Source organism: Embleya sp. NPDC025285, from assembly GCF_055558835.1.
The window spans coordinates 45,354-71,261 of the sequence record NZ_JBVHLU010000040.1 but is presented as its reverse complement, the minus strand read 5'-3'; the positions used below and the strand labels follow the sequence as shown (position 1 = coordinate 71,261).

Genomic DNA, 25,908 nt, shown 5'->3' with positions numbered 1-25,908 from the left:
CTACGCCTCGGGGACGATACCCAAGGAGCCCGGGGCGACGGATGTGATCTGCTCGGCGAAAGCCCGGGGCAGGCCGAGACTGCGCCACGTACGGCGGCGGTACCCGTCGGCGGAGGCGGCCCGCGCCATCGCCGCGCATATCGCGAACGCCACCTTCGCCGCCCGCAGCGCCCCCGGAGGTGGTTCGTTTCGCGGAGTTTCACTTGGATTCGATCCGCCCCATGGGGGCGACGCTCTGCGACAAAGCGTTCTGCGCTGTCGTCCAGCCCGCGTCCTCGATGCCGAGCGCGTGGCGAAGGTAGGCCCAGGTGACCCGTTGGATCAGGGACACGCGCTCGGGGTTCTCGTCCGTCGTCTCCCGGACTTCGTAGCCGGCGATTCCACCGAGGGAGTGCTTTGCCCCGAACAGGGTGAGCAGGCTCTTGCGCCCCGGGCTCAGGTGGTACGGGTCGGCGAGCCACTCCGGCCCCCTGACGGACAGCGGTATCTCGTCCTCGTCCCCCGCGACCACGAGGGTCGGCGTGGTCATGTGCGCGAAGTCCTGTCCCTTCAACCACGGGAGATTCTCGGCCGCGAAGGGGGTCAGGTCGGCTCCGCCCCTGCCGGCCGTGGCAAGCAGCACGCCCGCCTTGATCCGCGGGTCGGACAGGTCTTCCGCCTTCCGGCTCACCGGATCGAGGACGCGCAGACCCAGCAGATTGCCCGCTGTCTGGCCACCGAAGGAGTGTCCGGCCGCGGCGATGCGGCTTCGATCCAGGCGCCCGCCGAGACCGGGAACGGCGGCCTCCAGCAGGTCGAGCCGGTCGAGGATGCGCTTCATGTCCTGGACGCGGAAACGCCAGAGCCGCGGTGTGCGGGGATCGTCCCGGGGAAGACCCACGGTCCTGGAGTCGAGATGGGTGGGCTGAATCACCACGAAACCGTGAGCGGCCCAGAAGTCGGCCAGGGGACCGTAGCCGTTCAAGGACGACCCGAAACCGTGCGAGAAGACGATGATCGGCAGTTCGCTCCCGGCTGTCGGCGCGGAGATTCTCACCTGCAGGCCCTCGCCACGGCCCGGTGCTTCCAGTACCACCGGCTTCACCGAGACGATGGGGGCGGGGGCGGTGACGGCCACGTCGGTGGCCGGCGCGTCTGATGTGGTCATGGGCGGATCTTCCTTCGCATTTCCGATGGGGAAGCTGTCGAACAAGCCGGTCACGGTCTCGTCCTTCGCCTGGGCGGAGGGGGCGAGCCGTCGCGAGATACGCTAAAACCTGACGCTGACGTCAGAGGCAAGAAGTGTGGCCCGGCTCACATCGGAGAGACATGATGCGTATCGGCGACCTCGCCACCAGGGCAGGCGTCAGCGTTCGGGCGCTGCGCTACTACGAGGAACAGAACCTGCTCGCCTCGGAACGCAGCCCCAGCGGCCAGCGGCAGTACCCGGACAGCGCGGTCGACCGTGTCCGGCTGATCCAGCAGTTGTACGCCGCCGGGCTGCCGAGCAAGACGATCGCGGACCTGCTGCCGTGTGTCGTGAACGGTGAGGCAACGCCCGAACTGCTCGACCGGCTTTCGGCGGAACGGGATCGCATCGACAGCCGGATCGGCGATCTGGTGAGCGCCCGGGACAGACTGGGCACCGTCATTGCCGCCGCCACCGCGAACTGGCGAACGGGCCAACGCTGCCGGCCCCGGTAGTCGGCAGCCGAGCTTTCGCGCGTCCCCGTCCGGCCGTCCAAGACGGCCGGGCGGCGGCACGTGGCGAGGAGAGAACCGGGCTCTGCGGCCGGGAACGCAGATGTCCAGCAACCGACCGATTGACGAGCAAGGTCGTCCAGGGGGCGGTGCGTGTCCTCAGCCGCTCACTCTCCGGCCGAGTGGTGCTGTGCGACCTCTTCGGCGCACAGGGCCCCGGACCCCTTTCCGGACTGCGGGGCTCGGCGAGGACGCCGTCTTCGCGACCAAGCCGGAACTGGCCCGGGTAATGATCGAACGGCTCCTGACCGCCGGACACCGCATGGGCTGGGTCACGGGTGACGAGGTCTACGGCGGTATCCCGAAACTGCGGACGGCTTTGGAGGAACGCGGCATCGGATACGTCCTTGCCGTGGCCTGCGCGGCCGAAGTGCCCACCGACGCAGACGCGTTCCGAGCCGATGCCCTGGTGAAGAAGGTGCCGAAACGAGCCGGGCAGAGGCTCGTCTCGGCCGGACGCGGAGCAAAGGGACCGCGGTTCTGCGACTGGGCTGTCATCGGCCTCGCCGAAGCGGCACCGGGCCGCCACAGGTGCTGGTTCGCCGCAACCGCATCACCGGTGAACTCGCCTACTACCGCTGTCACTCCACCACGCCGGCATCCCTGGCCACCCTGGTCGAGGTCGCAGGTTCCAGATGGCGGGTGGAGGACTTCCGGAGCGGGAAGGGGCCGGTCGGGCTGGATGATCACCAGGCCCGCCGCTACCCTCCTGGGTCCGCCGGACAGCGACGGTGATGAACCGACCTGATCCCGCTGACCTGCAACGCCGACGAACACGCACACCGCCGGCCCATCGACTCAACCGGTCCGCCCGGCGGCGCCGCCACCAGGCACGATCACGAGCCGGTCATTATCGGCGACAAGCCGCATCCCAGACATGAAGATCACGACCTACAGCTGGAGTACCGGATCAACGACGGCGCCCCGTCCCGGCCGAGAGGCGGGTTCAGCCGCGGAGGAGCTCGGCGACGTGGGCGTAGGAGTCGTCCGCGTAACCGGCCGCCATGCCCCGGCGCGCGATCTCATGGGCGGCGGAGATCACCGTACTGTCGACGCCCCGGCTGCGCGAGGCCTCCAGGACATGGGACATGATCGCCGTCGCCGAGCGGAGGTTGGAGCCCCCGGCGGGGTAGCTGCCGGTGTCGACCTGCTCGGCGAACGCGTCGATCACGTCGGGCAGGAGCGCGGCGACGCCCTTGGCGTAGGGAGCCAGCTCGGATGCGGTGACGCCCTCGGACCCGGCGAGGGCGAAGGCGTGGACGACACCGGTCAGTGCCGTCCAGAAGATGTCGAGCAGTGCGACGTCGTGCGCCGCCGCACGGCCCGGGTCCGTGCCCAGGAGCACACAGGTGCCGCCGATGGCCCTGAGAGTGTCCCGGTGGCGTTCGTACAGATCGGCCGGGCCGCTGTGGAGGACCAGGGTGGACGGGCCGCCGACGAGGTACGTCGGAACCATGATCGCGCCGTCGAGATAGCCGATGCCGTGCGCGTCGGCCCACTCGGCGGTGGCGCGGGCGTCGTCGGGGGTTCCGGCGGTGAGGTTGACCAGGGTCCGGCCCTCGAGCTCGGCGGCGTGCGGGGCGATGACGGCACGGACGGCTTCGTGGTCCAGCACGCAGATCACCACGAGGTCGCTCGCCGCGATCGCCTCCGCGGCGGTGCCCGCCTCGACGGCGCCGTTCTCCACCAGGCCGTCCGCCCGACCCGGAGTACGGTTCCAGACGGTTGCGGAATGGCCCGCGGCCAGGAACGCGGAGGCCAGAGCCCGGCCCATCGGGCCCAGGCCGAGAACGGTGACGGGGGAAGCAGACATGGGGAACTCCGAGGTAGTGACGGTGACCGATCCGCACACATGCGGGATGGGTGTGGCCGTCGGGGTGTTCGAGGGCAAGTGGAAGTCGTTCGTCATGTGGGCGCTCTCCGAGCGTCCGCGCCGCTTCGGGGAGACCAGGCGGCTGGTCACCGGCATCAGCGAGAAGGTGCTGACCCAGCAGCTCCGGGAGCTCCAGGCCGACGGGATCGTGCACCGGGAGGACTACGACGAGGTGCCGCCCCGGGTCGAGTACTCGCTGACCGAACGGGGCCGTCGGCTCTACGAACTGCTGGAACTGCTCTCCGCCTGGGGTCGGGACCACCTGGCCGCGAGGACAGGGGCGGTATCGGACGACGGACTGGGCGCGCCTCAACAAGACTTCCCGGTCGCCGGCCCTTGATCAAGTACGCACCTTCAGGTACGTGCCCACGTCGTCCTCCCGCCTTGGCGTTCGTCGCCCCGGGGCGGTACGCCGACGGCCGGCGACGGGGCCACCGGCCGCTCGCCGGGTGTGAGATCCGGTGGGACGGCGGGCAGCAACAGGCCCCTCCCGCCGGCGCCCCGGGCTGCTTCGACAACAGAGGAACCGCAGATCGAAACCCCTCGAAAGAGGTCTCGACCTGCGGTTCTTCAAACTGTTTGTCAGTAGTACTCCGAGTAGCCCCGACGGGGCACACGGCAGAGGGATGCAGGATGCGCCCCCGGTCATCGATGCCTTGTGTTCGCTGGACCGATCTGTCGTGTGAGAAGCGGTTCCCGGTTCGCGGTTCGCGGTTCCCGGTTCGCTTCGGGCGAGGGTGGGTTTCGTCGACGAGGTCAGCGAGACGGTCCGGCCGGCCCGGACGTCGCGTCGCTTCTTCGATCCGCCCGACAGGGATCAGGCCGTCGAGGACGTCGACGACGAACCGGGACGCGGGGCATGGCTTCGAAGTCGTCTCGTGAGTCGTCGTACGGCAGCGTGTGCGTATCGGGTGACGGATGCTCGGCGATGGCTGGGCGGCCGGCCGGTCAGTCGATGCTGTCGATGATGCGGAAGTCGCGCTCGTAGCCGTCGGGGAGAGCCACCAGCGCCTTCTGGTATGCCTCGCTCTCGTATGCCGCGACGGCCTGTTCGAAGTTGTCGAACTCGATCAGAACGACGCGTTGCGTGATTCCGGCCTCGTGGGCGACGACTCGACCGCCGACGGACAGGGTGCGTCCGCCCCCGGCCCGGACGGCGGGACCGGCCAGCTTGTCGTAGGCAGTCAGCGCCTCGGGGTCGGAAATGGCGGGGTAGACGCTGACCCAGTAGCCCTTGGCCATGGAAACCTCCTGTGTTCGGCCGGATACGTCCGACTTCGAATCGACACTCGGATCGATCGATCCGGCGACCGGTACTGCGGTCGGTTGGATCGTCATATGCGCAGGCTAGGGCTGGATGTGCGGTCGAGGGAAAGACCGATACGGGATAGACTCAGAACGGATCGTTATCAATCGGCAGGGAGGGCGCGTGGCGCCGGATACGGTGAGCCTGCGGTACTTCCTGGTGCTGGCGCAGGAGTTGAACTTCACCCGCGCGGCCGCACGGATCGGTATCGCACAGCCCGCACTCAGCGCCCGGATGCGCCGACTGGAGGCGGAACTCGGTACGGCCCTGCTGGTCCGCAACACGCGGAGCGTCGTATTGACCACGGCCGGTGCGGCTTTGGCGGAGTCCGCGCCGCCCGCGCTGGCGGCGCTGGACCGGGCATGGGACACCGCCCGGAGCGCGGCGGCCGGCCAACTGGGCACGCTGCGCATCGGATACAGCCTCAGCACCGGGGCCGAGACGGCACCGGCCCTGGTGGACAGGCTGATTCGCGGCAACAGCGGACTCGAGGTCGGCGCGGTCCCGATGGCGACACCGGAGATCTCCCCCGCGGTCGCCGACGGCCGCATCGATGCCGGGATCACCCGCGGTGAACAACCGGGCCGTGGCGTGCGCCGGTTCCCGCTGCGGCGTCAGCGCGTCGGGGTCCAACTGGCGCAGCACCATCCGCTGGCCGAACACCCGGAGATCGAGATCGCCGACGCGGCCGCGTATCCGCTGCGACTCCCGGACCGTGCGGCCAACCCCGTGATCCACGAGCAGCTGTCCGCACTGTTCCGAGACACCCGACCACACCCCCGATTCCACACGCCCGCAGTCTCTTTCGACATGTCTCAGCGCGACCTGCGCGACGGCGTCACCCTCGCCCCGGCCGGAGAAGCCGCGGCCACGGCACAACCGGCCGGTCTCACCTGGCGACCGCTGCGAGGCGCGCCAAGCCTGACGATCCACCTGGTCCTCCCACGCGAGCAGTCGCCGCTACACCGCCGCATCCGTGCCGTCGCCAAAACCCTGGCGCACGAGTTGCACTGGCTGCCGCACTGACGCGCAAGAGGTCGAGCGAGACGCACGCCTGCGGTGGCGAGGCCGAAGACCTTGCGCCCGGCGGACTTCGCGGTGATCACGACGACGACGGCGGTCTTGCCGAATGTCCGACACGACTTCGCCACGCCGGCGGATCAGCATCCTGCGATGGCCCCGGGTCCGGTCCGAGTCGTACACCGCGGCGACGTCCTCGCCCAGCCCGAGATCTCGTGGGAGCGAACACGGGGCACGACCTCATCCGCCCCGCGAACGCGGGGATCGTTCCGCAGCGACGAACTTCCCGGCGGAACGGCCCGCGTTCCACCGGGCCCATGGTGTGCGGCTCCCGATCGCGACGGGCCCGAGTCGTTCTTCCCGCAGGCATGGTCGGGTACATCGAACTCGACAAGACCGCCGAAGTCGACCCCGACAGCGGCCTGCAACTGCGCAGGGTCTTCTTCCTCCTCCCGCACGACCGGGACAGCGAGCCCGAGGGCCCCTACCAGGCAGGCGCGCCCGGAGAGGCGGTCGGACCCGCGCACCATCGCCCCCAGGCGCTTCGGCGAGAAGACCACCCGCTCTCAGCGATGCTCCGCCGCGATAGCGCCGGCCGGCCGCTGAAGCCCGCACGAGGGGGGCACACTCCCGGTCCGAGGAAGGCCTGTGCGGGAGCAGTCGAGAGCGGTTTGTCCACCAGGTGCGGTGGTGTGGAGATCACGATGAGTTCTCGGCCGTGGTGCAAGACGTTTTCGGCCGTAGCCTCTCACCATGCAGACCACTCTGATGATCTACGACGGCACCGTACCGGCCGATTCCGGCGTTCTGCGGACCGGGGGCGTGCCGCTGGCTCCTGCGGGATTCACCTGGCCCATATGCGGGTCCTTTTGCGGCGGGCCGCTGCAGTTCTTCGCCCATCTTCCCGTCGAGTACGGCGTTCTGTCGGTGTTCGTGTGCCAGAACGATCCCGGCGCGTGCGAGTTCTGGGACGCGACGTCCGGCGGGAACCGGGTCCATCTGTTTCCCCGGGAGGAACTGCGGCCGGTGGAGGTGCCCGCGACGGGTGTGACGCTGCTGCCCGCCGCCTCGGCCATCCGCACCCACGTCGTGACGCTCGACCCCGCGGAGGACGGGGATGACGGCGATGACGACGAAGTCGCGCCCGACGCGTACGACCTCGCCCGCTCGGGGTGACGGGCCGTCGTCGTTGTCCACGATGTCGGGGTGCGCGTGCACCCGGTGCGTTGCCGCGTTGCCGATGTGGAGCGGGATGAAATGCGTGGCGGCGATTGCCTCGGCCCGGCCGGCTGTCGAGACGCCGGTGGTGAATGCGAGCGCGACGGTCACGCAGAACTTGGCAACGCGTCTGTTCATGGCGCGCAGGGGTATTCCTTTTCCGGGGACGGGTTATCGGGGCCGGTCTCCGGTCGGAACCGACGGGGCCGCCAACCACGGACCGCATTCATTCGCCGCGCTTTTCGGATAGTCGCGGACGTCGCCGTACGGTGCGCGCATTCGCCGCCCGAGTGGTGGCAGAATTCCTCAACCGTGGTGTATCGGCAGCCTCTTGTCAGCGGGAAATGGTGCATCAGTTGCGCTGCCTGAAGGGAAATAGTGCTCAAGCACCCAACGGCGAAGGGAAAATGGTGCACGGGTGCCCTATTGTCATGCAGCGGATACGTTCCCCGGCAGTGTCGTCCGCCGCGAATGTGTCGGGTCGGGTCGGGTCGGGATCGGGCTCCCGGAGCTGGGCGCCTCGTTCGGTTGGTGGCGAGTCCGTCGGTGGCGTTGCTGTGCCGAAGCACGCTGGTTTGTCACCGGGGCAGGCTTGTGTGACCGATCTGCTGTGGTGGCCCGCCCAAGGGTGGCGGCGCATGTGTGGCGTGGCTGTCGTGGGGATGCACGTTCCTGTGGCGCTCGGCCCGACCGCAGGGTGTGCTTGCGCCGGCCCCTGCGGTATACGCGCGCGACGCGGACGGCGTGGGCGAGTGGCCCAGTGGCGGGCCGCGGGGGTGTTACGCGCGGAGGTGGTCGATCTGTTGTGCGATGCCGTCGAGGAACAAGTCGACACCACGCCGGTAGGCGCCTTCCGACGTGAAGAGACCAGGGCGCCCTGTTCGGGAGCGCGCGCCGGTGTCGTTCGTTCGCGCGCACACCCATCTGTAGAAGGATGAGGCTGATAAGTAGCCCGATTGCGGCCAGAATGCCCACCGCGTTCGGGAAGTGGTGCGCCTTGCCGCCGTGTTCAACAGCCTGGACGTGCTTGCGCGGCACCGTCAGATGCCCCTCCCGCTCACGGAACGCCACCGTCGCGGGCTGCGCGTCCTGCTCGGTGACGTCGACGCCGACGCCGACGCCGACCTTGGCCAACGCCGCCTGCTGCGCCGGCGTCAGACTGTCGGCGCCGCGTTGTTGCCGTTGCCGTTGGAGTCAGGCTCCCACGTCCTCGCCGCCGACGGTGTGCTTGGGGACCAAGTCGTCGATGTGGCCGCCGGCTTCGGTATGCAGGCGTACGACAACGAGCATGCGCTGCCAGTCCAGCGAGCACCGCTGCGCCGGATCGGGCCGTCCGATGGGTTCCAGTCGGGGTCGATCTCGGTCAGTCGCTGCCGGCGTTCGCGCCATCGGTCGGGGTTTTTGCGGTGGCGGTGCGGCCTTCGCCGGGGTGTTGGCGTAGGGCGCGGCCGATGGCCTGGGCGACCTCCAGGAGGCTGCACTTGGGGGTGGCGTCCGGGAACCGCCGGAGGTCGACCGGTTCGGCCGCCCGACACCGGCGACCCACCCGACGTTCGCCTCCCATTGGGCATATGCCTCCGGTAGGAATCGCGCCGCGACGCAGATGTGGGAGACACCGTTCCTGCGCACGCCGGCAACCATTGCGCCCTCCCGCGCGGGGGCTTCGTGTGCTTGGCTCGTCCGGAGATTAGTTCGTACGCATTTTCGTTCGCCGGTCGAACCACCGGAGTTGATGGTCGTGTCCTGCGGGCGTGGGGATCCCTCGGAGTGGCGTGAATATCGGTTGGGCCTCGGATCGGGCATGCTCCCGATGGTCTTCGTGCTCGGCATCGGTGTCGTGGCCACGGTGAAGATCGCTTCGGAGACCGGCTGGTTCTCCCTCGGGCCGCTGCTGATGGGGCTGTTCCCCGTGTTGATGTCCTTCGAGCTCTTCCGTGTGCACGTGATCAGGGCAACGGTCGTCGACGGGCACGGCGTGACGCTTCGCGGGGTGATTCGTACCCGCGTGGTGGAGTGGCGGGACGTGCAGGGCATCGAGATCGAGACGCTGCCCTGGGGATTGGAGGACCAGCCGACACGGGCGGCCGTGTTGTACGACTCGACCGGGCGGAAATACGACCTTCCCAACATGGACGACCTCCGCACGGACGACCTGAACCACGAGGTGAACGCCCTGCGGGAGACATGGGTACGACGCCGGGGCGAGCATTGGGCGTCCGTCCCCGAGGTGGCGGCCCGGATCAGGCGCGACCGCGGAAGGTGAGTCGACCCCGTACGCGAGATCGCGTGTGTTTCGGTCGTGCCGCGTAGCGTTCGAGGTGTCGGGGGCGGCCCCGTATTCACGGATCCGTGCGGATCGACCGCCCCCGGACTCGGGACCCGCGTCAACACTTTGCGCTCGCGCACCGGGGCCTCGCGGTCGAGTGCGCTGAAGGCGACGGTTGCCTCCCGTCGCTGTGGCTCACCTGCGCGAGCAGACCGGGCGCGACGGACACGAGAGGCCCAACCGGCATACGACCGCCAACGCATTTGGAAGATCGCCGGGTTCGTCCGCAACGACGTGACCGGATGGGACTGTCAGTGGCCGAGCTCAAGCACGCCTCCCGCAGCGACATCACCACCGCCCGCACTCTCGTCCGCACGGTCGAGCGACTGCTCATGTCGCTGTTCCTGGAGCGTCTGTGACCACCGGCCATCGCCGGCTCCACAGCACGGAGCGGGCGAAGCCGATCACGTGAGCGACGGCGCGGACGTGGCCATCGCGTACCTGTCCGAGCGCGAGGATGAGGACGCCGCACACACCGCGCGGCTGGTCGAGCGAGCCGGGCGCACCTGTGTGGTTCTTCGCGCCGACCTGTCGGTGGAGCTCAACTGTCGGGACGTGGGCGCGCGGGCCGCCCGCGACCTCGGCGGCTTGGACATCCTGGTCAACAACTGCGGAACCCAGAACCCGGTGGACGATCTGGAGCAACTCGACGGCGAGCAGTGGGAGTACACCTTCCGGGTCAACATCCACAGCTTCTTCTGGACGACCAAGGCCGCCCCGGCGCACCTGCCGTCGGGCGGATCGGTGATCAACACCTCGTCGATCAACGGACTGCGCGGCAACAAGACCTTGATCGACTACTCGGCCACGAAGGGCGCCATCCTCGCCTTGACCTATTCCCTGGCCCAGTCCTTCCAGGAACGCGGCATCCGGGTCAACTGCGTTGCTCCGGGCCCGGTTTGGACTCCGCTGATCCCCGCGACGTTCCCACCGGAGAAGGTCGCCACGTTCGGGCAGCAGGCTCCGATGGGGCGCGCGGCTCAGCCGGACGAGATCGCCCCCTCGTACGTGTTCTTCGCGTCGAATCGTCTGTCCGGCTACTACTCCGGCGAGGTCTTGGCTCCCATCGGAGGTGAAACCCTCCCGGGCTGACGCGCCGCTCGCTTGCGGCCACCGACATCGTCCGACTCCTCCTCGCTCCCGTTTCCGACGCGAGCCGATCGCGGACGCGCCGGGAACGGGGGCCGGTAACGCTCGCCCGAACGGCCGGGTTCGCCGAAGCCGTGTCAGCACGACGGCACTTTGCCGCGTCCCATGCCGACACGCTTTCACCGCGTCGGAGAGGGTTTCAACGGGGACCAGCCGCAGTCCGCCGCATGCGGCTCGATCGGCTTCGGCGTATTCGGCACGTGGCAGGACGAACGCCGTTGCCCCGTCCCACTTCGCGGCCAGGAGCTTCATTGGGAGGCCGTCGATCTTGCCGACCCGGCCGTCGTCGATCGCCCCGGCCCGGCGATGGTGCGTCCACCGGTGAGATCTCCCCGGGGTAGCCGAGCCGACATGACTGCTCTGGCGCGACGCTGCTCAGTCTCCGACCCGGTGAAGACCGCTGTCCGGGTCGACCTTCAGATCGCTCAGCAGCCGGCCCGCCTCGGCGAGCAGGGAACCGGACAGCGCGGTTGTCACCGGTCCCGACCGCGCCGCCTCGGGCAAGCGCTCGGCGAGTACGGAGTGGATTTCGGCGGCTCGGTCCAACTCGTCCCGGGCGCGGCGCAGTCGCGCGTTCGGTGGGCCTGCCGCGTCCGGCCGCGCCGATGTGCCGGTCGTGGCCACGGCCCGTCCGTACTCGCGCACCGCTCGTGCCAGTGCCTCCAGGAAGGCCGCGTAGGGCGCCAACGTTCTGCCGTCCGGGGTCAGGTCCACCCCGTCCGCTCGCGCGGTGTCCCGAATGGTCCTGGTGATCGCGATCGTGCGGGCCACCAGGTCCTGCAGCGTGGGCAGGAAGCCGTGCTCGATCTCCGGTACCGGACCATGGCGGTGCCGGCGGGGGTTCATCCGGACACTCTCGCGTGCGTGTTCGGTGGCCGCCCGCAGGTCCTCCCACCGGCGGGAGACCCGCAGCGCCCGCCGATACCGTTCGTCCGCCGCCGCTGCGTCCCATTGCTCGCGCAGCCCGGCGGCCGACTCGGCCAGGATCTCCGCGACCTCGTCCGCCACGTCGAGCGCGGCGCGGCGGCTGTCCCGCAGGTGCATCGGCGGCCGGATCAGCAAGTTCACCGCGAGTCCGATCAGGGCTCCGAGGAGTGCCTCCCCGAGACGGTGTCCGATGGTGGCGCCGGTGACCGGGCCGTAGGACAGCACGAACAGCGCGCTGGTCGAGCTGTACATCCCCTTGTCCCCGAACCGCCGCCAGTTGCCGATCAGCATCGTGATCGGCAGCACCGCCGCCATCGCCCCGATGGTGCTGCCGCACATCACCCAGGCGAGGGCGGCGATCAGTGTGCCGAAGGTCATCGACACCAGGACCTGGAGAGCCTGGGCCACCGATCGGTACACCGTCGCCTGAACGAGCACGATCGCCACCCAGGGCGCCATGATGGCCATCGGGGCCCGCAGCCACCACCCTGCCACGGCCCAACTGAGCACCGCCGCGAGCGCGGCCTTGGCCGACTGCCAGACCAGATCCCGCTCGCGCCCCGGACCTCGCCACGCACGGGTCGCCGACCGCCCGATCCCCCGCAGTTCGGCCCCGACCACCGCGGGCGCGCCACGAAGACGTCGCCCCCAAGAAACAGATGACATCACCCGAGCCTGTCCCGCTGTCCCGATTTGACACCCGCTCTTGTGTCCGGCGGAACTCGGCTATTTCGGCGCGGGCGACGGTCGGGAACTCGAACAACGGAGACCTACACTCGACAAACGAGCCGCCGGGCACGTGGGTTTCGCAGCCGAACAGCCGTTGCCCGCACGTGTTCGCCTTTGATCGGCGCTCACTCGTCGAGTTCTTCGTCGACCACACGGACGCTGCCGACTTTGGGGTCCACCGCGTCCGGAACGACCACGCCGGCCCGGACTCCGGACGTCAGGGAGTCCACGACCGGGGCCGTGAGCCCCTCGCCGGGCAGGGCGGCGGGGATACCCGGGGGGTAGGACGTGAGCATTTCGGCACTGGTGCGGCCGACCGCATGATCTGCCCAGCGCCCTGAACCTCATCGACAGGCGCGCGAACGTCGATGAGGAACCCTCCGTACATCAGCTGCGCGACACCGGCGTGTGTGGCGACGGCGACACTCGCGGCGAAGGCCTCATCACGTCCGCGCACGCGACGCGCCGTTTTTCGGTCCCACGCCTATGCCCCGATTCCCAAGTCTCGTGGTCCATGCCCGGTCCCGGATCTACTGGTCGCCGCTGCCTCGTCCCGTACCGGCCTGGCGTCGGTTGCGGACCACGAACACCACAATCGCGGCGATGACCGCGATCACGCCTGCCATGACGGCGGGGAGTACCCAGGGGTTCTCGTCGGTGTCGGTGTCCTGCGCCTTCGGGGGCGCCGAGTCGGTGGGGGCCGAGGGACTCGCCGGCGAGGGCTGTGCGGCCGTCGCGCCGTCGCTGCCGGGCGTGGCCGAGGGGCTTGGTGCCCAGGTGGCCGGCAGTCCGGGGACCTCGCCGCGGAACCCGATCGAGAGGTAGCTCTCCTGGCTGCGGTCCCCACCGCCGCCGACCTTGGTGGTGGCCACGGCGCAGCGGGTGCGCAGGCAGTCGACGGGACCGAACGCGGCGCGTACGCGCAATTCCCGGGTGAAGGTGCCGTCGGTGTCGACCCGAACGGGCTCTTCACCCAGGTCGGTGTCGCATGCCGCGTCGGGCCCCTGGGCGGGGTCGCACGTTTTGACGCGCACCTCGCTGCCGGGCCGGAAGCCGCGGCCTGTCACGGTGATGCGATCGCCGGCGGGGTCCAGTGAGCCCGTGCGGTCGGCGGTCAGGGTCGGTCGACCGTCGTTCGTGGGGACGGGGGAGGCGTGCGCGAGTCCCGGCGAGTTCGCGAGTGTCCACATCAGGATGGGTGCGGTGAGGGTGAGGGCGGCTCGAAGGGGACTGCCGGTCGAGGGCATGACCATGATGCTTCCAATCGTTCCGAGTTCGCCGTCGGCCCGTGGGCGCATGGCGGTGCCTTGTTCTGTTTGCCGGGTCAACCCGATTCCGGGAGTGCAAACGCGAAAGTGTTGATCGCTTCGGTTTCTGCCGATACCCGGAGGCGGCGCGGTCATCCGCGACACGCGTGGTGTCGCGGGCGGATCCGCCGGAGGGGGGACGCGAGGCCGGGAGAAATCGGGGGACCGGACCGATCCAGATCCGCATCTCGTCATCCGCGTGCGTTTGACGGTGGAAATGGCCCGATGGGCGTTCGTTCTCGGTGTGCGCTCGGCGTCACGATCGTGTGGCGGATGGGTGGTGGGTCTGGGGCGCGTCGGCGCGGATGACCACGAGTTCCTCTTGACGTTGGCCCGGTGCGATCAGGCCGCGCCGTTCCAGGAAGGTCGCGCGGGCGGTCAGGACCGGGCCGAAGGGTTCGAGGCGGCGGGCGACGACTTCGGCGTGCAGGCCGAGGGATTCCAGGAGGCCCAGGGTCGGTCGCCGGAGTCGTCGATCACCAGGACCCGCCCGCGTGCGGTGTGGTGGCCCAATCCGCCGGCAACAGTTTCACGCGGCGGGCGTTGATCCGCTTGTGGTCCCAGGTGGGCTCGGACAGGTCCCAGGGGGGCCCGGACAGGAGGAACCGGAGCCGCTGCACCGCCGGATGCCGTGCACCGACCAAGGGCTCCGCACCGACCAGACAGGTCGGCGTCTTGTTGCGGTCCCTCGGCAGCAACGGCCCGGCCGGGTACTCGCGGAACCCGCGCCGCTGCGCCAACGTCGAGAAGAGGTCGTCGAACCGCGCGGCGTAGGCCTCCAGCGGCCCGGGTGCGGGCGGACAGGGCACACGCTTGGTCATCGCACCCCCGAGGCGCAGACGGCGGTCCCTTCTATCGGCATCCCGCGACCCCGGCCCGCTGTTCCGCGCCGCGCCGGGGTCGGGTCGGCGACGGCCCGCCGCTGGGTGGGTGGGTGGTCGTCGTCGGTCGGGGCTTTTCAGCCTATTATTCCTATCTGCCAATTTTGTCGGGGTTGACGTCGAGGATGTGCTCTTTTCCGCGTTGGGTCTCGTAGTCCAGGATGGCGATCTCGGGGTGGCGGACGTCGAAGGCCGGCGATTCGGAGCGGATCCGGGGCAGCCTGGTGAAGTTGTGCCGCGGCGGCGGGCAGGAGGTGGCCCATTCCAGTGAGCGTCCGTAGCCCCAGGGGTCGTCCACGATCACCTCGCGTCCGAACCGGTGTGTCTTCCAGACGTTGTACAGGAACGGAAGGGTGGACAGGCCGAGGAGGAGGGCGCCGATGGTGGAGATCGTGTTGAGCGTGGTGAAGCCGTCGGAGGCGAGGTAGTCCGCGTAGCGGCGGGGCATGCCCTCGGCACCGAGCCAGTGTTGGACGAGGAAGGTGGTGTGGAAGCCGACGAACAGGGTCCAGAAGTGGATCTTGCCGAGCCGCTCGTCCAGCATTTTTCCGGTGAACTTGGGCCACCAGAAGTGGAATCCGGCGAACATGGCGAAGACGACGGTTCCGAAGACGACGTAGTGGAAGTGGGCGACGACGAAGTAGGAGTCGGTCACGTGGAAATCGAGCGGGGGTGACGCGAGGATGACGCCGGTGAGGCCGCCGAAGAGGAAGGTGACCAGGAAGCCGATCGACCACAGCATGGGCGTTTCGAAGGAGAGCGACCCGTGCCACATGGTGCCGATCCAGTTGAAGAACTTGACGCCGGTGGGGACGGCGATCAGGAACGTCATGAAGGAGAAGAACGGCAGCATCACGGCACCGGTGGGAAACATGTGGTGGGCCCAGACGGTGACCGACAGGCCCGCGATGGCGATGGTGGCGGCGATCAGACCCTTGTAACCGAAGACCGGGTTGCGCGAGAAGACCGGGAGGATCTCGGTGACGATGCCGAAGAACGGCAACGCGATGATGTAGACCTCCGGGTGGCCGAAGAACCAGAACAGGTGCTGCCACAGCAGGGCACCGCCGTTGGCGGGGTCGAAAACGTGGGTGCCGAACTTGCGGTCGGCCTCCAGCGCGAACAGCGCGGCGGCCAGGACCGGGAACGCCATGATGACCAGGACCGAGGTCAGCAGCACGTTCCAGCAGAAGATCGGCAGCCGGAACATCGTCATGCCGGGCGCACGCATGCAGATGATCGTGGTGATGAAGTTGACCGCGCCCACGATGGTGCCGAATCCGGACAGTGCCAGGCCCATGATCCACATGTCGCCGCCGATGGAGGGTGAGCGCACGGCCGAGCTGAGCGGGGTGTAGGCGAACCAGCCGAAGTCGGCTGCCCCGTCCGGGGTGAGGAACCCGGCGACCGCGATCAGCGAACCGAACAGGTAAAGCCAGTAGGCGAGCATGTTCAGGCGGGGGAACGCCACATCCGGGGCGCCGATCTGGAGCGGCATGATCCAGTTGGTGAAGCCGGCGAACAGGGGCGTGGCGAACATCAGGAGCATGATCGCTCCGTGCATGGTGAATGCCTGGTTGTACTGCTCATTCGAGAGCAACTGGGTCCCCGGCCGGGCCAGTTCGGTCCGGATCGCGAGCGCGAGGATCCCGCCGAACAGGAAGAACAGGAACGATGTCGTGAGGTAGAGACTGCCGATCGTCTTGTGATCGGTGGTGGTCAACCACTTCACCACGATCGTCCCACGACGAGACGAGCGCGGAGCCGCCGCGTCGGGTGGGAAAGGCGCCAAGGGGGCTTGGACGTCGGTCATTCGTGCTCCACGGGAAGGGTCGTAAGGCGGCACCGGAACGAAGTGGTCGATCGCTGCGCTCGACGGGTGAGGACGTCGTTCACGGAAGCCGACACCGATGCCGATGCCGGGAGGCCCATGCCGGCAGGGGCAGTGCTCCCAGTGCCGCGAGCGACGCGAGGGGAACCAGTACCAGCGGATGCGACAGCCTCGTCGCCGCCACCACGCCACACGCCACGGCCACGGGAGCCAGGACGATGACGGCTGCGACGATCCGCAGCCTCGGTGCGGGCGGTGCGGCGCCGGCCCGCACAGGTCCATGCGCCCACACGCCGAGGCGGAGTTCCGCCACGAGGGCGCACCACGCCCGCCGTTCGCCTTTACTCAGGATTCCGGTATCCATGGCCTTCTCCTCGTAGCACCGCGACAACGCGTCACGGCAAACGCGCGGCCCCTGCCCGCGAAGCCGCCGATCCACGCACCGGCGAGCGGAGTTCACCCGTCCGGCCCTACCGCACAGTCGGGTTCGCTCTCGAAGGCGTCGCAAGCGGCGACCTCGGGTCGAGCGGTGCGCACCCTCCCCGAACTCCTCGTTGCTCAGTGGCGCAACGGTCGATCGCGGCGCGGGAGCGAGGCGAGCCGTTTGCGGCCCGCACGCGCACGCGTAGCCCTCGCCGACATGGCGCATGAGGAGGGGGCGTACGTGAGACGCCGGGACCGGATCGCCGCGCCGTGGGGGACTCGCACGCCATAGCCGAGGAGGACTACACGCTGAGCGTGATCGCCCACGGCGGACCGGGTACCAGCCATCTGGACGGAAAATGCCCGGCTGTGCACGGCCACGGCCGCCGCCGTGCTCAAGGAATCGTTCGACTGTGACGGACAGCCCGGCTCCAACGTCGATTCGATGAACGGCCAGTCCACCGCACAGAACACCCGTGAATGCGGCGCCGATGGCGACCTGCCCGGCTTTCGCAACGGGGCCGACGACACGCACGGATCAGACCCGGTCGCCCCCGTCGCGTGGAGGGTGCGACGGGGGCGGCTGCGTGCGTGTGGCTCTGCTGCTCTGCCGTGGTGCAGCCGAGGATGCGCCGATGCTTGGGTGGGTCAGGTGATGGTCAGGGTGATCGGCCCGGCGAGTGCGGTGTAGCCGTTGTTGTGGAGGTACCAGACCCGGTAGTTGCCGGGGGTGAGCTTGCCGCCGGCGGGGAAGTCGAGGCTGCCGTCGGCGTCGGGGGCGTACTTCCAGTCGGTGGCTGAGCCGTTGGTGGGGCTGGTGCCGTCGCGGTAGAGGCCGATCCAGTTCGTGGCGGCGAGGGTGGCGGCCGGGGTCGAGTAGCGCAGGGTGATGGTGCCGCCGGCGGCGATGGTGGAGGCGGCTGTCGTGAGGGTGCTGGTTGCCGCCGGCGTCGAGGGCGGGGCAGGGGTGGCCGGGGTGAGCGTCGGTGTCGTCTCGGCGGGGAGGTTGTAATAGGCGGTGAGGCGTTCGGCGATGGCGTCGGTGTACGGGGCGAGTGCCGGGAACCGGGTGGCGAGGGTGGTCCTGGCGGCGGCGGTGAGTGCGGCGCGGTCGGTGGTGGCGCCGGCCAGGTGGGGTTCGAGCTGCCGCATCAGGTGGTAGTCGCTGGTGATACCGAGGGTGCCCATCGCCTTGGCCAGGGACGGGGTCGCGGTGGCGGTGTCCTGGACGCGGCTGACGAAGGTGACGCGGTGCAGGATGCGCCAACAGGGGGGCTTGCGGTCGCCCTGCCGGGTCTGACGCAGCGCGCGGGCGTCCGGTCCGGTGTTGCGGTCGAGCCACTCGGGGTCGACGACCTTGCCGTAGAAGTCCTCGTAGTTGTCGGTGGAGCTGTCGAGGTAGAAGGTCATGAACCGGTAGGCGTCGACGCGGCCGGGCACCAGGACCGGGTTGCGCGCGATGTCGAAGACGGGCTTGTCGCCTTCACGTTTTTGCAGGTCGCGTGCGGGTTCGGCCTTCACTTCCAGGCTGAACGTGCGCTTGGCTTCCTTGGTCTTGCTGCGGGTGACCGCGTAGCCGCCGCCGAGGGTGACGCTGCCGGAGAGGTTGACGCCGACCGGGCCCGCTTCGATTTCGGCGAATCCGCCGACGCTCAGGCTGCTGCTGACCGTGTAGTCGCCGGTGGTGACCTGGGTGACCTGGTCGGTGGTGGACATCGTCTCGGAGAACAGGCCGCCGGCCGCGGTCCACACGTAGGTGTTGACCATGTGGCGGCGGGACGCGCTGTTCGCGGCCTTGCGGACTTCGGCCGGGTTCGTCTTGTCCGGGGTCAGACCCGTTCCGGTGCCGCCCATCATGCCGCCGAGGACCCGGTTGGCCTGGTCGCGGACGGGGTTGTGGGCGGCGAAGGTGGCGCTCTCGGTGGACACCGATTCGTAGAAGCTCTGGAGTTGCTGCTCCTCGCGTTGGATGCGTCGTTTGATGGCGTACGCCTCGCGGGGGCGGTAGTAGCTGTGTTCGCCGCCGTCCCCGGCGTTGGGGAACGCGGGGTCGGGGAAGGGCTGCAGTGCTCCGGAGCTGCCCTTGGGAGCGAAGCCGACCAGGCCGTCCAGGGTGCCCTGCTTGGTGTAGCGGGGGTTGATGGGGAACGCGATGATGTTCCAGTCGCGGGGGATGTCGGCGTTGGGGATCATCCGGTAGGCGACCAGGACGCCGGTGTGGGCCAGGCGCAGCGCGTACAGGTCGGCGGTGGCGGACTGGACGATCGCGAAGCCGGTGTTGGCGGGTACCCAGCGCCGGCCGGCGTCTGGGTTGACCTGGCCGGTCCGGGCGTCCTCCTCCCACTGGCCGGTCAGCACGACGCCGCTGGTGCGGGTGGTCTCGGTGCTCTGGGACACGGCGAGGTTGGTGGTCCAGCCGTTGGAGAACTTGATCTCGGCCTCGACGGTCATGCCCACCTTGACCTTGACGGCCTCCTTCGCGGTGCCGACGCCGAGGGGCGCGACGACGATGGAGGTGTCGTCGTTGACCCAGAACTCCACCTTGCCCTTGGCGGACGCGTCCAGGCTGCGCTTCTCGTCGTTGGAGATGGTGTTGGTGACCGAGTCGGCCTGGATGAAGGACACGGACGCCTTCTCGGCGTAGTCGCCGGCGGTTCCCCAGACCATGTTCTCCGAGGGCACCGGCGGGGCGCCTTCGAGGAAGCCGACCAGTTGCGGGTCGAATTGGGCCTGCCCGACCCACGTGCTGGTCAGTTCCCCGGTCTTGAAGCCGGTGTGCAGCTCCCACCTGCCGTGCCGGACGAAGGTGTAGGCGCGTTTCATGACGCCGAACGCGCGTCCGTCGGCGTCGGCTTGCAGGTCTCCGTAATCGGAGGCGGCGGGGGGCGCGTCGATGCGGGCATTGAAGGTGCTGCCGATTCCGGTGAGTGCGGAGCGGACTTCCGCGGCGTCGGCGGAGATGGGTGCGCTGGAGATGGTGTTTCGCGGTGCGTCGGGTGAGGGGTTCAGGTCGTTGCCGCGCGGCCCGAAGTCCTTGACGGTGGCGCCGGCTTGGGTAGAGGCGCCGTCGAAGGGGAAGTGGGCGACCAAGTCCTTCTTCTCGCCGCGCAGTCGGGCGAACATGTTGTCCAGGATCTGCTCCCGGGTGCGGCAGGTCCGCCAGATCCGTACCTCGTCGATGGTCCCGGTGTAGCCGTTGGCCAGTGTTCCGCTGTGGCGTCGGCCTGCGATGGTGGCGTGTGCCTCGCCGGGGTACGTCGGTTGGGCGTGCATGGGCGCGATCCAGGCCGGTTGCGGGCTGCCGTCGACATAGAAGGTGGCGAGGTTGCCGTTGGGGTCGGGGGTGCGCACGCGGCGGGCGCCGCGCACCTTGGCGGGGAAGGTGTCGCAGGCGTCCGCGGTGACGGCGCCCTCCTTCTCGGGGAAGGCCCACCACGCGGTCAGCCCTGGGGTCTTGGGGGTGATCGCGGCGCCGATCTGCTTCTCGTCGCGGGCGACGTTCCAGATCCGTACGTCGGTCAGGGAACCGCGCAGGTGACTTGTGGTCCGGCCCTGGCGGAGGCGGCCCAGTTCGCAGTTGTCGTCGTTGCCCACCGGTGCGGCGCCCTCGAACACGAACGGCTTGTGCCCGACGGGGGCGCCGTCGATGTACAGGCGGATCGCCACACCGCCCCTGTCGTTGTGACCGCCCTTGCGGGTGACCGCGACCCGGGTGAACACGCCGGCCTGGAGCTTGGTCCCGGAGCGGACGGTGACCAGGCTGTCCTTGCCGCCGCCGCCCTTCTCGAACATGAACGCCAGTTGGCCGTCCGCTTCCACGAGCAGCGCGTACGGCACCGCCGTGCCAGCCGCCCCGCCTTCCACCACGCCTTTGCCCACCAGGCCGTGCACGACGCCGAGCGCGTCCAGGCGTACGCCGGCCTCGATGGTCAGGTCGCCGAGCAGGTTCAGCCCCTCGGGTCCGCCCGCGTCCAGGTGGCCGGCGCCGTCCATCGCCATGGCCCAGTGCTGCTTGAACGCCAGCGCGACGTGGCTCCAGTCGCCGATCGCGACCCCTTCCGACAGGGCGAAGGTCTGCGAGCCGACCGTGGCCACGGGCGCGAAGCCGTCCAGTCCGGAGGCCGCCGACCGGAACGGGCCCACCAGGGTGCCGTGGTTGCCGCGGCCGGAGCGGTCGAGTGTCGATCCGTTGCTGAACTGCCAGTACGCCAGCAGGTCGTCCTCGCGGCCGCGCAGTCGCCGACGCATCGTCTCCTTGATCTGGTCCGCGGTCCGCGCGCGGCCCCACACGCGCACCTCGTCCAGGCAGACGCGCGACCCGGGGTTGCCGCCCTCGGCCCGGCACCCGAGCTTGACCGTGCGCGAGTCGCCAGAGCCGAAAAGGCTCTGGCCACCGAACGTGCCCGTGGCGACCGCGCCGCCGGCTTCGGACGTGCACACCATCTCCACGCCGTCCCGGTACACCCGGCGGGTTCCGGCGGAGGCGTCGTGGACCACCGCCCAGTGGTGCCATTCCTGAGCGGGGACGGTGGCGGTGGTTATCGCCCAGGTGAAGTCGGCCTGGCCGGGGGTGCCGAAGTCTCCGCCGAACATGAAGCGGTTGCTCGCGTCGACCCCGAACATCAGGCTGAGTCCTGTGCTGAACAGCAGGTCCTCGCGGTTGGTGGCCTGGCGGAAGACCCACATCTCGATGGTGAAGCTGGTCCCGGTCAGCGTGAGGCGGTCGCCGCACTCGACGACGTTGTCCTCTTCGAGGCCGAGACCGCTGAACAACGTGGTGCCGCGCAGGGCCAGGCCGTAGGGGGTGGCGGGTCCGGCGGCGCGCAGCACGGTGCCGGTCGCGGAGGCGGGGTTGAGCCACGCCTCCAGGGTCAGGTCGCCATCGGTGGCGAAGTCCGCCCCGTCCACGGCGGTCAGGTACTGCGTGGTTCCGTCGAACGCCGGTGCGCGGCCCGGGGCGTGACCGCGCCAGTGCGGCCCGACCCCGTCGCCGGCGTCTTTCGCGTCGCCGTCGGCGACCACGGCGGTGGTGGAACCCACGCGGGTGACCGCGACGATCCGCGATCCCGAGGACAGGTCGGTGCCGGTCACGCTGCCGGTGGCGTCGGCGTAGTCGTAGAGCACCGCGGTCACCTGCGATCCGGCCGCGGCGGTGACCGTGTCGCCGGAGACGGTGAACGTGGTCGCGCCCGCCGGTGCGGCGGCGTCGACCTTGCGTACTCTCCCGCCGACCAGGACCCGGCTGCCGACCGCGAGCGGTGCGGGGAGCGGCGCGGTCAGTTCGACGAGCCGGTCCTTGACCGACAGGACGGTGCCCAGCAGCGTGCCGGCCGGCGGGTTGCCGTTGAGGACCGCGGCCAGCGAGGCCGCGGCACGCGGCACCCGCAGATACGTCTCGGTGCGCGACCCGCAGGTCACGGTCACCGTGCACAGGTCCGCGGCCGAACCGGCATCGGCGGTGACCTGCACGGTGAAGTCCTTGGCGCGCGTGGCGGTGTCGCGCGCGATGAACTCCAGCCGGTCCGAGCCCGCGCCCAGGCTCCGAGTCGCCCGGGTGACCAGCGTGGAGTAGTAGGCCGAGAAGAACTGCCCGGCCCCGCCCCGGAAGTACAGCACGACGTCGCCGCCCGCGCCGTCCAGAACGAACGGCGCGTCCTCGGTCCACGCGAACGCCAACAACGCCCCGTAGACCGTCAGTCCTTGCCGGTCGGTGGAGACCAGCGGCATCGCCACCACGGTGTCGCCGCCGCCGCGGGTACCGCCCGACACGGTCATCAACGCGTCCTCTGCGGCGTCCACGGCCGCCTGACGCGCGCCCAGCCGCTGCTGCGCGGCCTGCTGCTCCTGGAGCCGTCTGTGCATGCCGAAGAACGACGCGAACGTGGGGCCGAACATCCGGTCGTAGGAGTCGATGGTCGCCAGAGTCTGCTGAACCTGCGCCGCCAGCTGCCGGTCCGCGTCCAGACTCGCCCGCGCGGCGTCCACGGCCGCCTGCGCGGCGGCCACCGCCGCCGCGTCGCCCACCGCCCCGGACTTGCCCGCCTCGGCCAAGGTGACCAAGGACGGGATCGCCGCGAGACGACCGTCCCGGGCGACCGCGAAGTCCACCGCGGCGACGTAACTGCGATTGGCCGCGCCGCCCGCCGGTGCCGGGCCGGAGGTCCCGCACGCCACGAGCACCCGCGTCTGCCGCTTCTCGTGCCCCACCGCCGTGCCGTACCCGGTCGTGGCCGGCTCCTGCTGGGAATAGGTGACCGCCGCGAGCCCGGTCGACACGGCGCGGCCGGCGAAGCCGAACACGTCCCGCGACAGTCCCGGCCCGTCACCCACCGGAGCGTCGGAAGCCACCCACACCGCGCCGTTGTGCACCGTGCCGTCGCGCATCGCCCTGGTGTGGTCGCCGGCCACTGTCCCGGCCCCCTCGTCGAAGCGGCAGTGCACCGCCAGGCCCGGCTCGATGCCCGACAGACGCAGCCCCCGATCGCCGAACTCGGCCTCGGTCCGCGCCCGTTCCCAGATCCGCACCTCGTCGACGTCGCCCTTGAACCCGGCCTCCGGCACGCCCGAGGCCAGCCTTGTCCCGACGCTCGCCGCGGACCGAGCGTCCGGTACCGCCGTGACCGCACGTCCGCCCGTCCGCACCCCGCCCACGTACACGGCCGCGTTCTTGCCGTCGAACACCGCCGCGACGTGCACGTAGGCGTTCACGGGCACCGCGGTGCCCGCCACCACACGGGTTCCACCCAGGTCCGCCACCAGCTTCCGGTCCGCGTCCAACTCCAGCGCGAACGTGCTGGTCGGCGATGCCCCGGTATGGTGCGCCAGGATGGTCCCCGAGGCCGCGGCCGGACGTACCCACGCCTCCACCGTGTAACCGGACGACGCAACCGCCGCGGACCCGGGCGGCGCGGCCGGCAGCAGCACGTGCGTGTTCTTCGCCGGGTCGAACCGCATCGCCGTACCGGCCCGGTCGCGGGTCGCCGGCACGGGCACAAGCGGCCTCTTGGTGTGCGGGCACGTCCCCGGCCCGCGCTCCAGTACCGAGGAGGCGAACTTCGGGTCCGGACTGGTGTAGAGCTGAGCGCCCACCACGTCGAACAAGCCGTCCGAGCCCTGCGCGCAGTTGTAGCCCTCCACGAGTCCCGTCGCCTTGTTCGCCGCGAACACCTGCCACCGGGACTCACCCACGACCGCGGTCGGCAGCAAGAGCACGGTGAACGCGCCGCGTTGCAGAGGCGCGACGAACGACAGCTTCGCGGTGGGCTCGAAGAAGGGGTTCCCCTCCATGTCCCGGGTGCCCAACGTGTCGCTCTCCGAGGCGCCCCGCAGCTTCGACCGCGACCGCTGGTACCGCACCTCCACGACCGGCTTCAGCACCGACCCCACCAGGACGAACCGGTCGCACAGCAACGACCCGTCGACCACGGCGGTCGCCGTCGCCTTCGTGCCCGCCGCCGCGGTGGCCCGATCACCGGATACCGTGCCGCCCTCGGCGTAGAACACGACATCCTTGTGGTTCGCGTCCACTCCCTGGCGAAAGAGCAGGATGTAGCGGCCGTCCGAAACGACCTGGAACGGTGCCGGCGCGCTCAGCCGCGCCGTCGTCGACAGGAACGGGTCACGCTCCTCCACCGGCAGCGGCACACCCGCCACCGCTTCGGTACGTCCCCCGGCCCGTACCCACGGCATCCGCAGCACACCCGACGCCGCGTACGCCCCCGGCGCCGGTACCTCCACAAGCTCGCCGGGGAACGGCACTACCGCCGGTTCCTCATTCCAGTACCGCGCGTCCAGCGGACCGCGCTTGGCCGACGCCTGCTCCAGGTCCAAGACGCTGTAGACGATCCTGCGGTCCGCGTCCATGGCGAACGCCACGGTAGTACCCGAGTGACGCACCATCGTCGTCGACACGTACTTCCGGTCGCTGTACACCCTCGTCAAGCTCTCGTCGTGCGCCACGAAACCCCCACCCGTCGTGCCCGCACCCACGCGGGCCATGGCCAGTTCGCGAAACTCGAACACCGCGCCACCGCCCTACTCGGGCAAGCGGCGTCCACACCACAGCTGATCGACACCGGGTGACCACACGGGTCACCGACCCCTACAGCCATTCAGGAAATGACGCAGCCCATCGGCTGCCGCACCCGTGCGACGACGGGCGGGAGGCCCGGCGCCCCCGAACCCCGTGTTGGCCCCACGTCAACGACGGACGGTAAAGCCCTTACACAGCAAGGTGGTTCGTGCATGGAACGTATCAACGGGACCGCTGCCACCCGGCGCCTTCACCAAATCCCCACAACCGCGCACACACGCACGCACGCACTCCTGCCTGCGAGAGGCCGCGCCTGGTGCGCTTGGTCATGTGCTCTAGCGTTGCATTGAAGTGCTTGTGGAGACTTTGAGGCCGAGATCGAGGGATGCCGGGATGCCAAGTCTCAAATCAGGGGATATGCGTGCGTACCGCTGATGTCGCGCGACGCGTTGGGTACTCCGTTCAGCAAGTTCGCAATCTCGAGCACGACGGTGTACTTCCGCCCGCGATGCGCACCGCCGCGGGCTACCGGATCTATGGGGAGGTACATCTGCAGTCCGCAATGGCCTACCGAGCCCTCGCCGCGGGCGTGGGGCCGATCGAGGCCAAGAAGATCGTTCGGGCCTTCCACCGGTTTCCCACTTCGCAGGCGCTTGCCCTTCTCGACACGGCGCACGCCCGGCTCGATGCAGAGCGCGCGGAACTGAGGCGCGCTCAGGAGGCCGCCCACGCGATCTCCAGCGAGTCGATCGAAGACGTGCGCGCGTCGGACTCGATGAGCGTCTCCGAACTCGCCGCCGCCCTCGGTGTGCGCCCTTCGACGTTGCGGCACTGGCATGCGGAGGCTCTCGTCATCCCGGACCGCGACCCCGTGCGCGGATCGCGACGATACACACCGACTCAGGTGCAGGATGCGCGGATCGTTCACCAACTGCGCAAGGCCGGATACCGCATCACGCCCCTGCGGGCCCTCATGCCGGAGCTGCGGCGCGCCCGCCGATCGGAGGATGTCGTCTCGGCGCTGGCTGCCAGGGACGCCGGCATCACTGCTCGATCCAAGGCCCTCCTCGACGGTGCCGCCGCACTCAGTGCCGTGCTCTCCATTCACCGGCAAACGGCCTGATCCGGGATTGGCAAGCCACTTGA

Annotated in this window: 14 protein-coding genes and 4 pseudogenes; 9 read left to right on the top strand and 9 right to left on the bottom strand. The window is 69.6% G+C overall.

Annotated elements, in window-relative coordinates:
* Nucleotides 1-199 precede the first annotated feature (199 nt).
* Nucleotides 200-1,147: an alpha/beta hydrolase family protein gene (locus ACZ4FV_RS26080; protein ID WP_465323362.1), complete on the bottom strand. Its 948-nt coding sequence runs from the start codon at nucleotides 1,145-1,147 to the stop codon at nucleotides 200-202.
* 164 nt (nucleotides 1,148-1,311) lie between these two features.
* Here ACZ4FV_RS26080 and ACZ4FV_RS26075 point away from each other — a divergent pair, with 164 nt between their 5' ends.
* Together ACZ4FV_RS26075 and ACZ4FV_RS26070 are read left to right on the top strand one after the other, a co-directional pair.
* The gene (locus tag ACZ4FV_RS26075) at nucleotides 1,312-1,683 is read left to right on the top strand and encodes a MerR family transcriptional regulator (protein WP_395861841.1); all 372 of its coding nucleotides are present in this window, start codon (nucleotides 1,312-1,314) and stop codon (nucleotides 1,681-1,683) included.
* A gap of 226 nt (nucleotides 1,684-1,909) precedes the next feature.
* Nucleotides 1,910-2,621: pseudogene (locus ACZ4FV_RS26070) on the top strand (IS701 family transposase); the annotation flags it as partial.
* 65 nt (nucleotides 2,622-2,686) lie between these two features.
* Here ACZ4FV_RS26070 and ACZ4FV_RS26065 read toward each other — a convergent pair.
* Nucleotides 2,687-3,553: an NAD(P)-dependent oxidoreductase gene (locus ACZ4FV_RS26065; protein WP_465323351.1), complete on the bottom strand. Its 867-nt coding sequence runs from the start codon at nucleotides 3,551-3,553 to the stop codon at nucleotides 2,687-2,689.
* Here ACZ4FV_RS26065 and ACZ4FV_RS26060 point away from each other — a divergent pair.
* On the top strand, nucleotides 3,552-3,953 hold the full coding sequence (locus tag ACZ4FV_RS26060) for a winged helix-turn-helix transcriptional regulator (protein ID WP_395861546.1): 402 nt from the start codon (nucleotides 3,552-3,554) through the stop codon (nucleotides 3,951-3,953). The two genes, ACZ4FV_RS26065 and ACZ4FV_RS26060, sit on opposite strands and share 2 nt — an antisense overlap.
* A 608-nt stretch (nucleotides 3,954-4,561) precedes the next feature.
* Here ACZ4FV_RS26060 and ACZ4FV_RS26055 read toward each other — a convergent pair.
* Complete coding sequence (locus tag ACZ4FV_RS26055) at nucleotides 4,562-4,855, bottom strand: DUF1330 domain-containing protein (RefSeq protein WP_395861548.1); 294 nt, start codon at nucleotides 4,853-4,855, stop codon at nucleotides 4,562-4,564.
* A gap of 187 nt (nucleotides 4,856-5,042) precedes the next feature.
* Between ACZ4FV_RS26055 and ACZ4FV_RS26050 the strand changes: the two genes are divergently transcribed.
* From ACZ4FV_RS26050 to ACZ4FV_RS26030, 5 genes and pseudogenes are all read left to right on the top strand, one after another.
* The gene (locus ACZ4FV_RS26050; RefSeq protein ID WP_465323350.1) at nucleotides 5,043-5,945 is read left to right on the top strand and encodes a LysR family transcriptional regulator; all 903 of its coding nucleotides are present in this window, start codon (nucleotides 5,043-5,045) and stop codon (nucleotides 5,943-5,945) included.
* A 362-nt stretch (nucleotides 5,946-6,307) separates the two neighbouring features.
* A pseudogene (locus tag ACZ4FV_RS26045) lies at nucleotides 6,308-6,545 on the top strand (DUF6009 family protein); the annotation flags it as partial.
* A gap of 162 nt (nucleotides 6,546-6,707) precedes the next feature.
* Nucleotides 6,708-7,115: a YwqG family protein gene (locus ACZ4FV_RS26040; RefSeq protein WP_465323349.1), complete on the top strand. Its 408-nt coding sequence runs from the start codon at nucleotides 6,708-6,710 to the stop codon at nucleotides 7,113-7,115.
* A 1,843-nt stretch (nucleotides 7,116-8,958) separates the two neighbouring features.
* Entirely contained in the window at nucleotides 8,959-9,420 is a 462-nt protein-coding gene (locus ACZ4FV_RS26035; RefSeq protein WP_465323347.1) for a PH domain-containing protein, read from the top strand.
* A gap of 471 nt (nucleotides 9,421-9,891) precedes the next feature.
* Nucleotides 9,892-10,575: an SDR family oxidoreductase gene (locus ACZ4FV_RS26030; RefSeq protein ID WP_465323346.1), complete on the top strand. Its 684-nt coding sequence runs from the start codon at nucleotides 9,892-9,894 to the stop codon at nucleotides 10,573-10,575.
* Nucleotides 10,576-11,007: 432 nt separating this feature from the next.
* On the opposite strand, the gene ACZ4FV_RS26025 is transcribed toward ACZ4FV_RS26030, so the two are convergent.
* The 6 genes and pseudogenes from ACZ4FV_RS26025 to ACZ4FV_RS26000 all read right to left on the bottom strand — a co-directional run bounded on the left by ACZ4FV_RS26025 (nucleotide 11,008) and on the right by ACZ4FV_RS26000 (nucleotide 24,752).
* Nucleotides 11,008-12,225, bottom strand: a complete 1,218-nt coding sequence (locus tag ACZ4FV_RS26025) for an aromatic acid exporter family protein (RefSeq protein ID WP_395861599.1) — start codon at nucleotides 12,223-12,225, stop codon at nucleotides 11,008-11,010.
* A 188-nt stretch (nucleotides 12,226-12,413) separates the two neighbouring features.
* Nucleotides 12,414-12,608 (bottom strand): annotated as a pseudogene (locus ACZ4FV_RS26020) (Orn/Lys/Arg family decarboxylase); the annotation flags it as partial.
* Between the two features lie 210 nt (nucleotides 12,609-12,818).
* Nucleotides 12,819-13,535 (bottom strand): neocarzinostatin apoprotein domain-containing protein, encoded by a 717-nt coding sequence (locus tag ACZ4FV_RS26015; RefSeq protein WP_465323345.1) that lies wholly within the window; start codon nucleotides 13,533-13,535, stop codon nucleotides 12,819-12,821.
* Nucleotides 13,536-14,051: 516 nt separating this feature from the next.
* Nucleotides 14,052-14,416: pseudogene (locus ACZ4FV_RS26010) on the bottom strand (IS701 family transposase); the annotation flags it as partial.
* A gap of 151 nt (nucleotides 14,417-14,567) precedes the next feature.
* Nucleotides 14,568-16,289, bottom strand: coding sequence for an aa3-type cytochrome oxidase subunit I (gene ctaD, locus ACZ4FV_RS26005; protein WP_465323344.1), 1,722 nt, complete (start codon nucleotides 16,287-16,289; stop codon nucleotides 14,568-14,570).
* Nucleotides 16,290-17,378: 1,089 nt separating this feature from the next.
* Nucleotides 17,379-24,752 carry a LamG domain-containing protein gene (locus ACZ4FV_RS26000; RefSeq protein ID WP_465323343.1) on the bottom strand — a complete coding sequence of 2,458 codons (7,374 nt, stop codon included), beginning with the start codon at nucleotides 24,750-24,752 and terminating at the stop codon, nucleotides 17,379-17,381.
* A gap of 431 nt (nucleotides 24,753-25,183) precedes the next feature.
* Between ACZ4FV_RS26000 and ACZ4FV_RS25995 the strand changes: the two genes are divergently transcribed.
* The gene (locus ACZ4FV_RS25995; protein ID WP_395861616.1) at nucleotides 25,184-25,885 is read left to right on the top strand and encodes a MerR family transcriptional regulator; all 702 of its coding nucleotides are present in this window, start codon (nucleotides 25,184-25,186) and stop codon (nucleotides 25,883-25,885) included.
* Nucleotides 25,886-25,908: the final 23 nt, after the last annotated feature.

What these genes read in the sequence shown, in the direction of transcription:
- ACZ4FV_RS26080 (WP_465323362.1), bottom strand. Translation starts at nt 1,147, where the DNA reads ATGACCACATCAGACGCGCCGGCCACCGACGTGGCCGTCACCGCCCCC.
- ACZ4FV_RS26075 (WP_395861841.1), top strand. Translation starts at nt 1,312, where the DNA reads ATGCGTATCGGCGACCTCGCCACCAGGGCAGGCGTCAGCGTTCGGGCG.
- ACZ4FV_RS26060 (WP_395861546.1), top strand. Translation starts at nt 3,552, where the DNA reads ATGGGGAACTCCGAGGTAGTGACGGTGACCGATCCGCACACATGCGGG.
- ACZ4FV_RS26065 (WP_465323351.1), bottom strand. Translation starts at nt 3,553, where the DNA reads ATGTCTGCTTCCCCCGTCACCGTTCTCGGCCTGGGCCCGATGGGCCGG.
- ACZ4FV_RS26055 (WP_395861548.1), bottom strand. Translation starts at nt 4,855, where the DNA reads ATGGCCAAGGGCTACTGGGTCAGCGTCTACCCCGCCATTTCCGACCCC.
- ACZ4FV_RS26040 (WP_465323349.1), top strand. Translation starts at nt 6,708, where the DNA reads ATGATCTACGACGGCACCGTACCGGCCGATTCCGGCGTTCTGCGGACC.
- ACZ4FV_RS26035 (WP_465323347.1), top strand. Translation starts at nt 8,959, where the DNA reads ATGCTCCCGATGGTCTTCGTGCTCGGCATCGGTGTCGTGGCCACGGTG.
- ACZ4FV_RS26025 (WP_395861599.1), bottom strand. Translation starts at nt 12,225, where the DNA reads ATGTCATCTGTTTCTTGGGGGCGACGTCTTCGTGGCGCGCCCGCGGTG.
- ACZ4FV_RS26015 (WP_465323345.1), bottom strand. Translation starts at nt 13,535, where the DNA reads ATGCCCTCGACCGGCAGTCCCCTTCGAGCCGCCCTCACCCTCACCGCA.
- ctaD (WP_465323344.1), bottom strand. Translation starts at nt 16,289, where the DNA reads ATGACCGACGTCCAAGCCCCCTTGGCGCCTTTCCCACCCGACGCGGCG.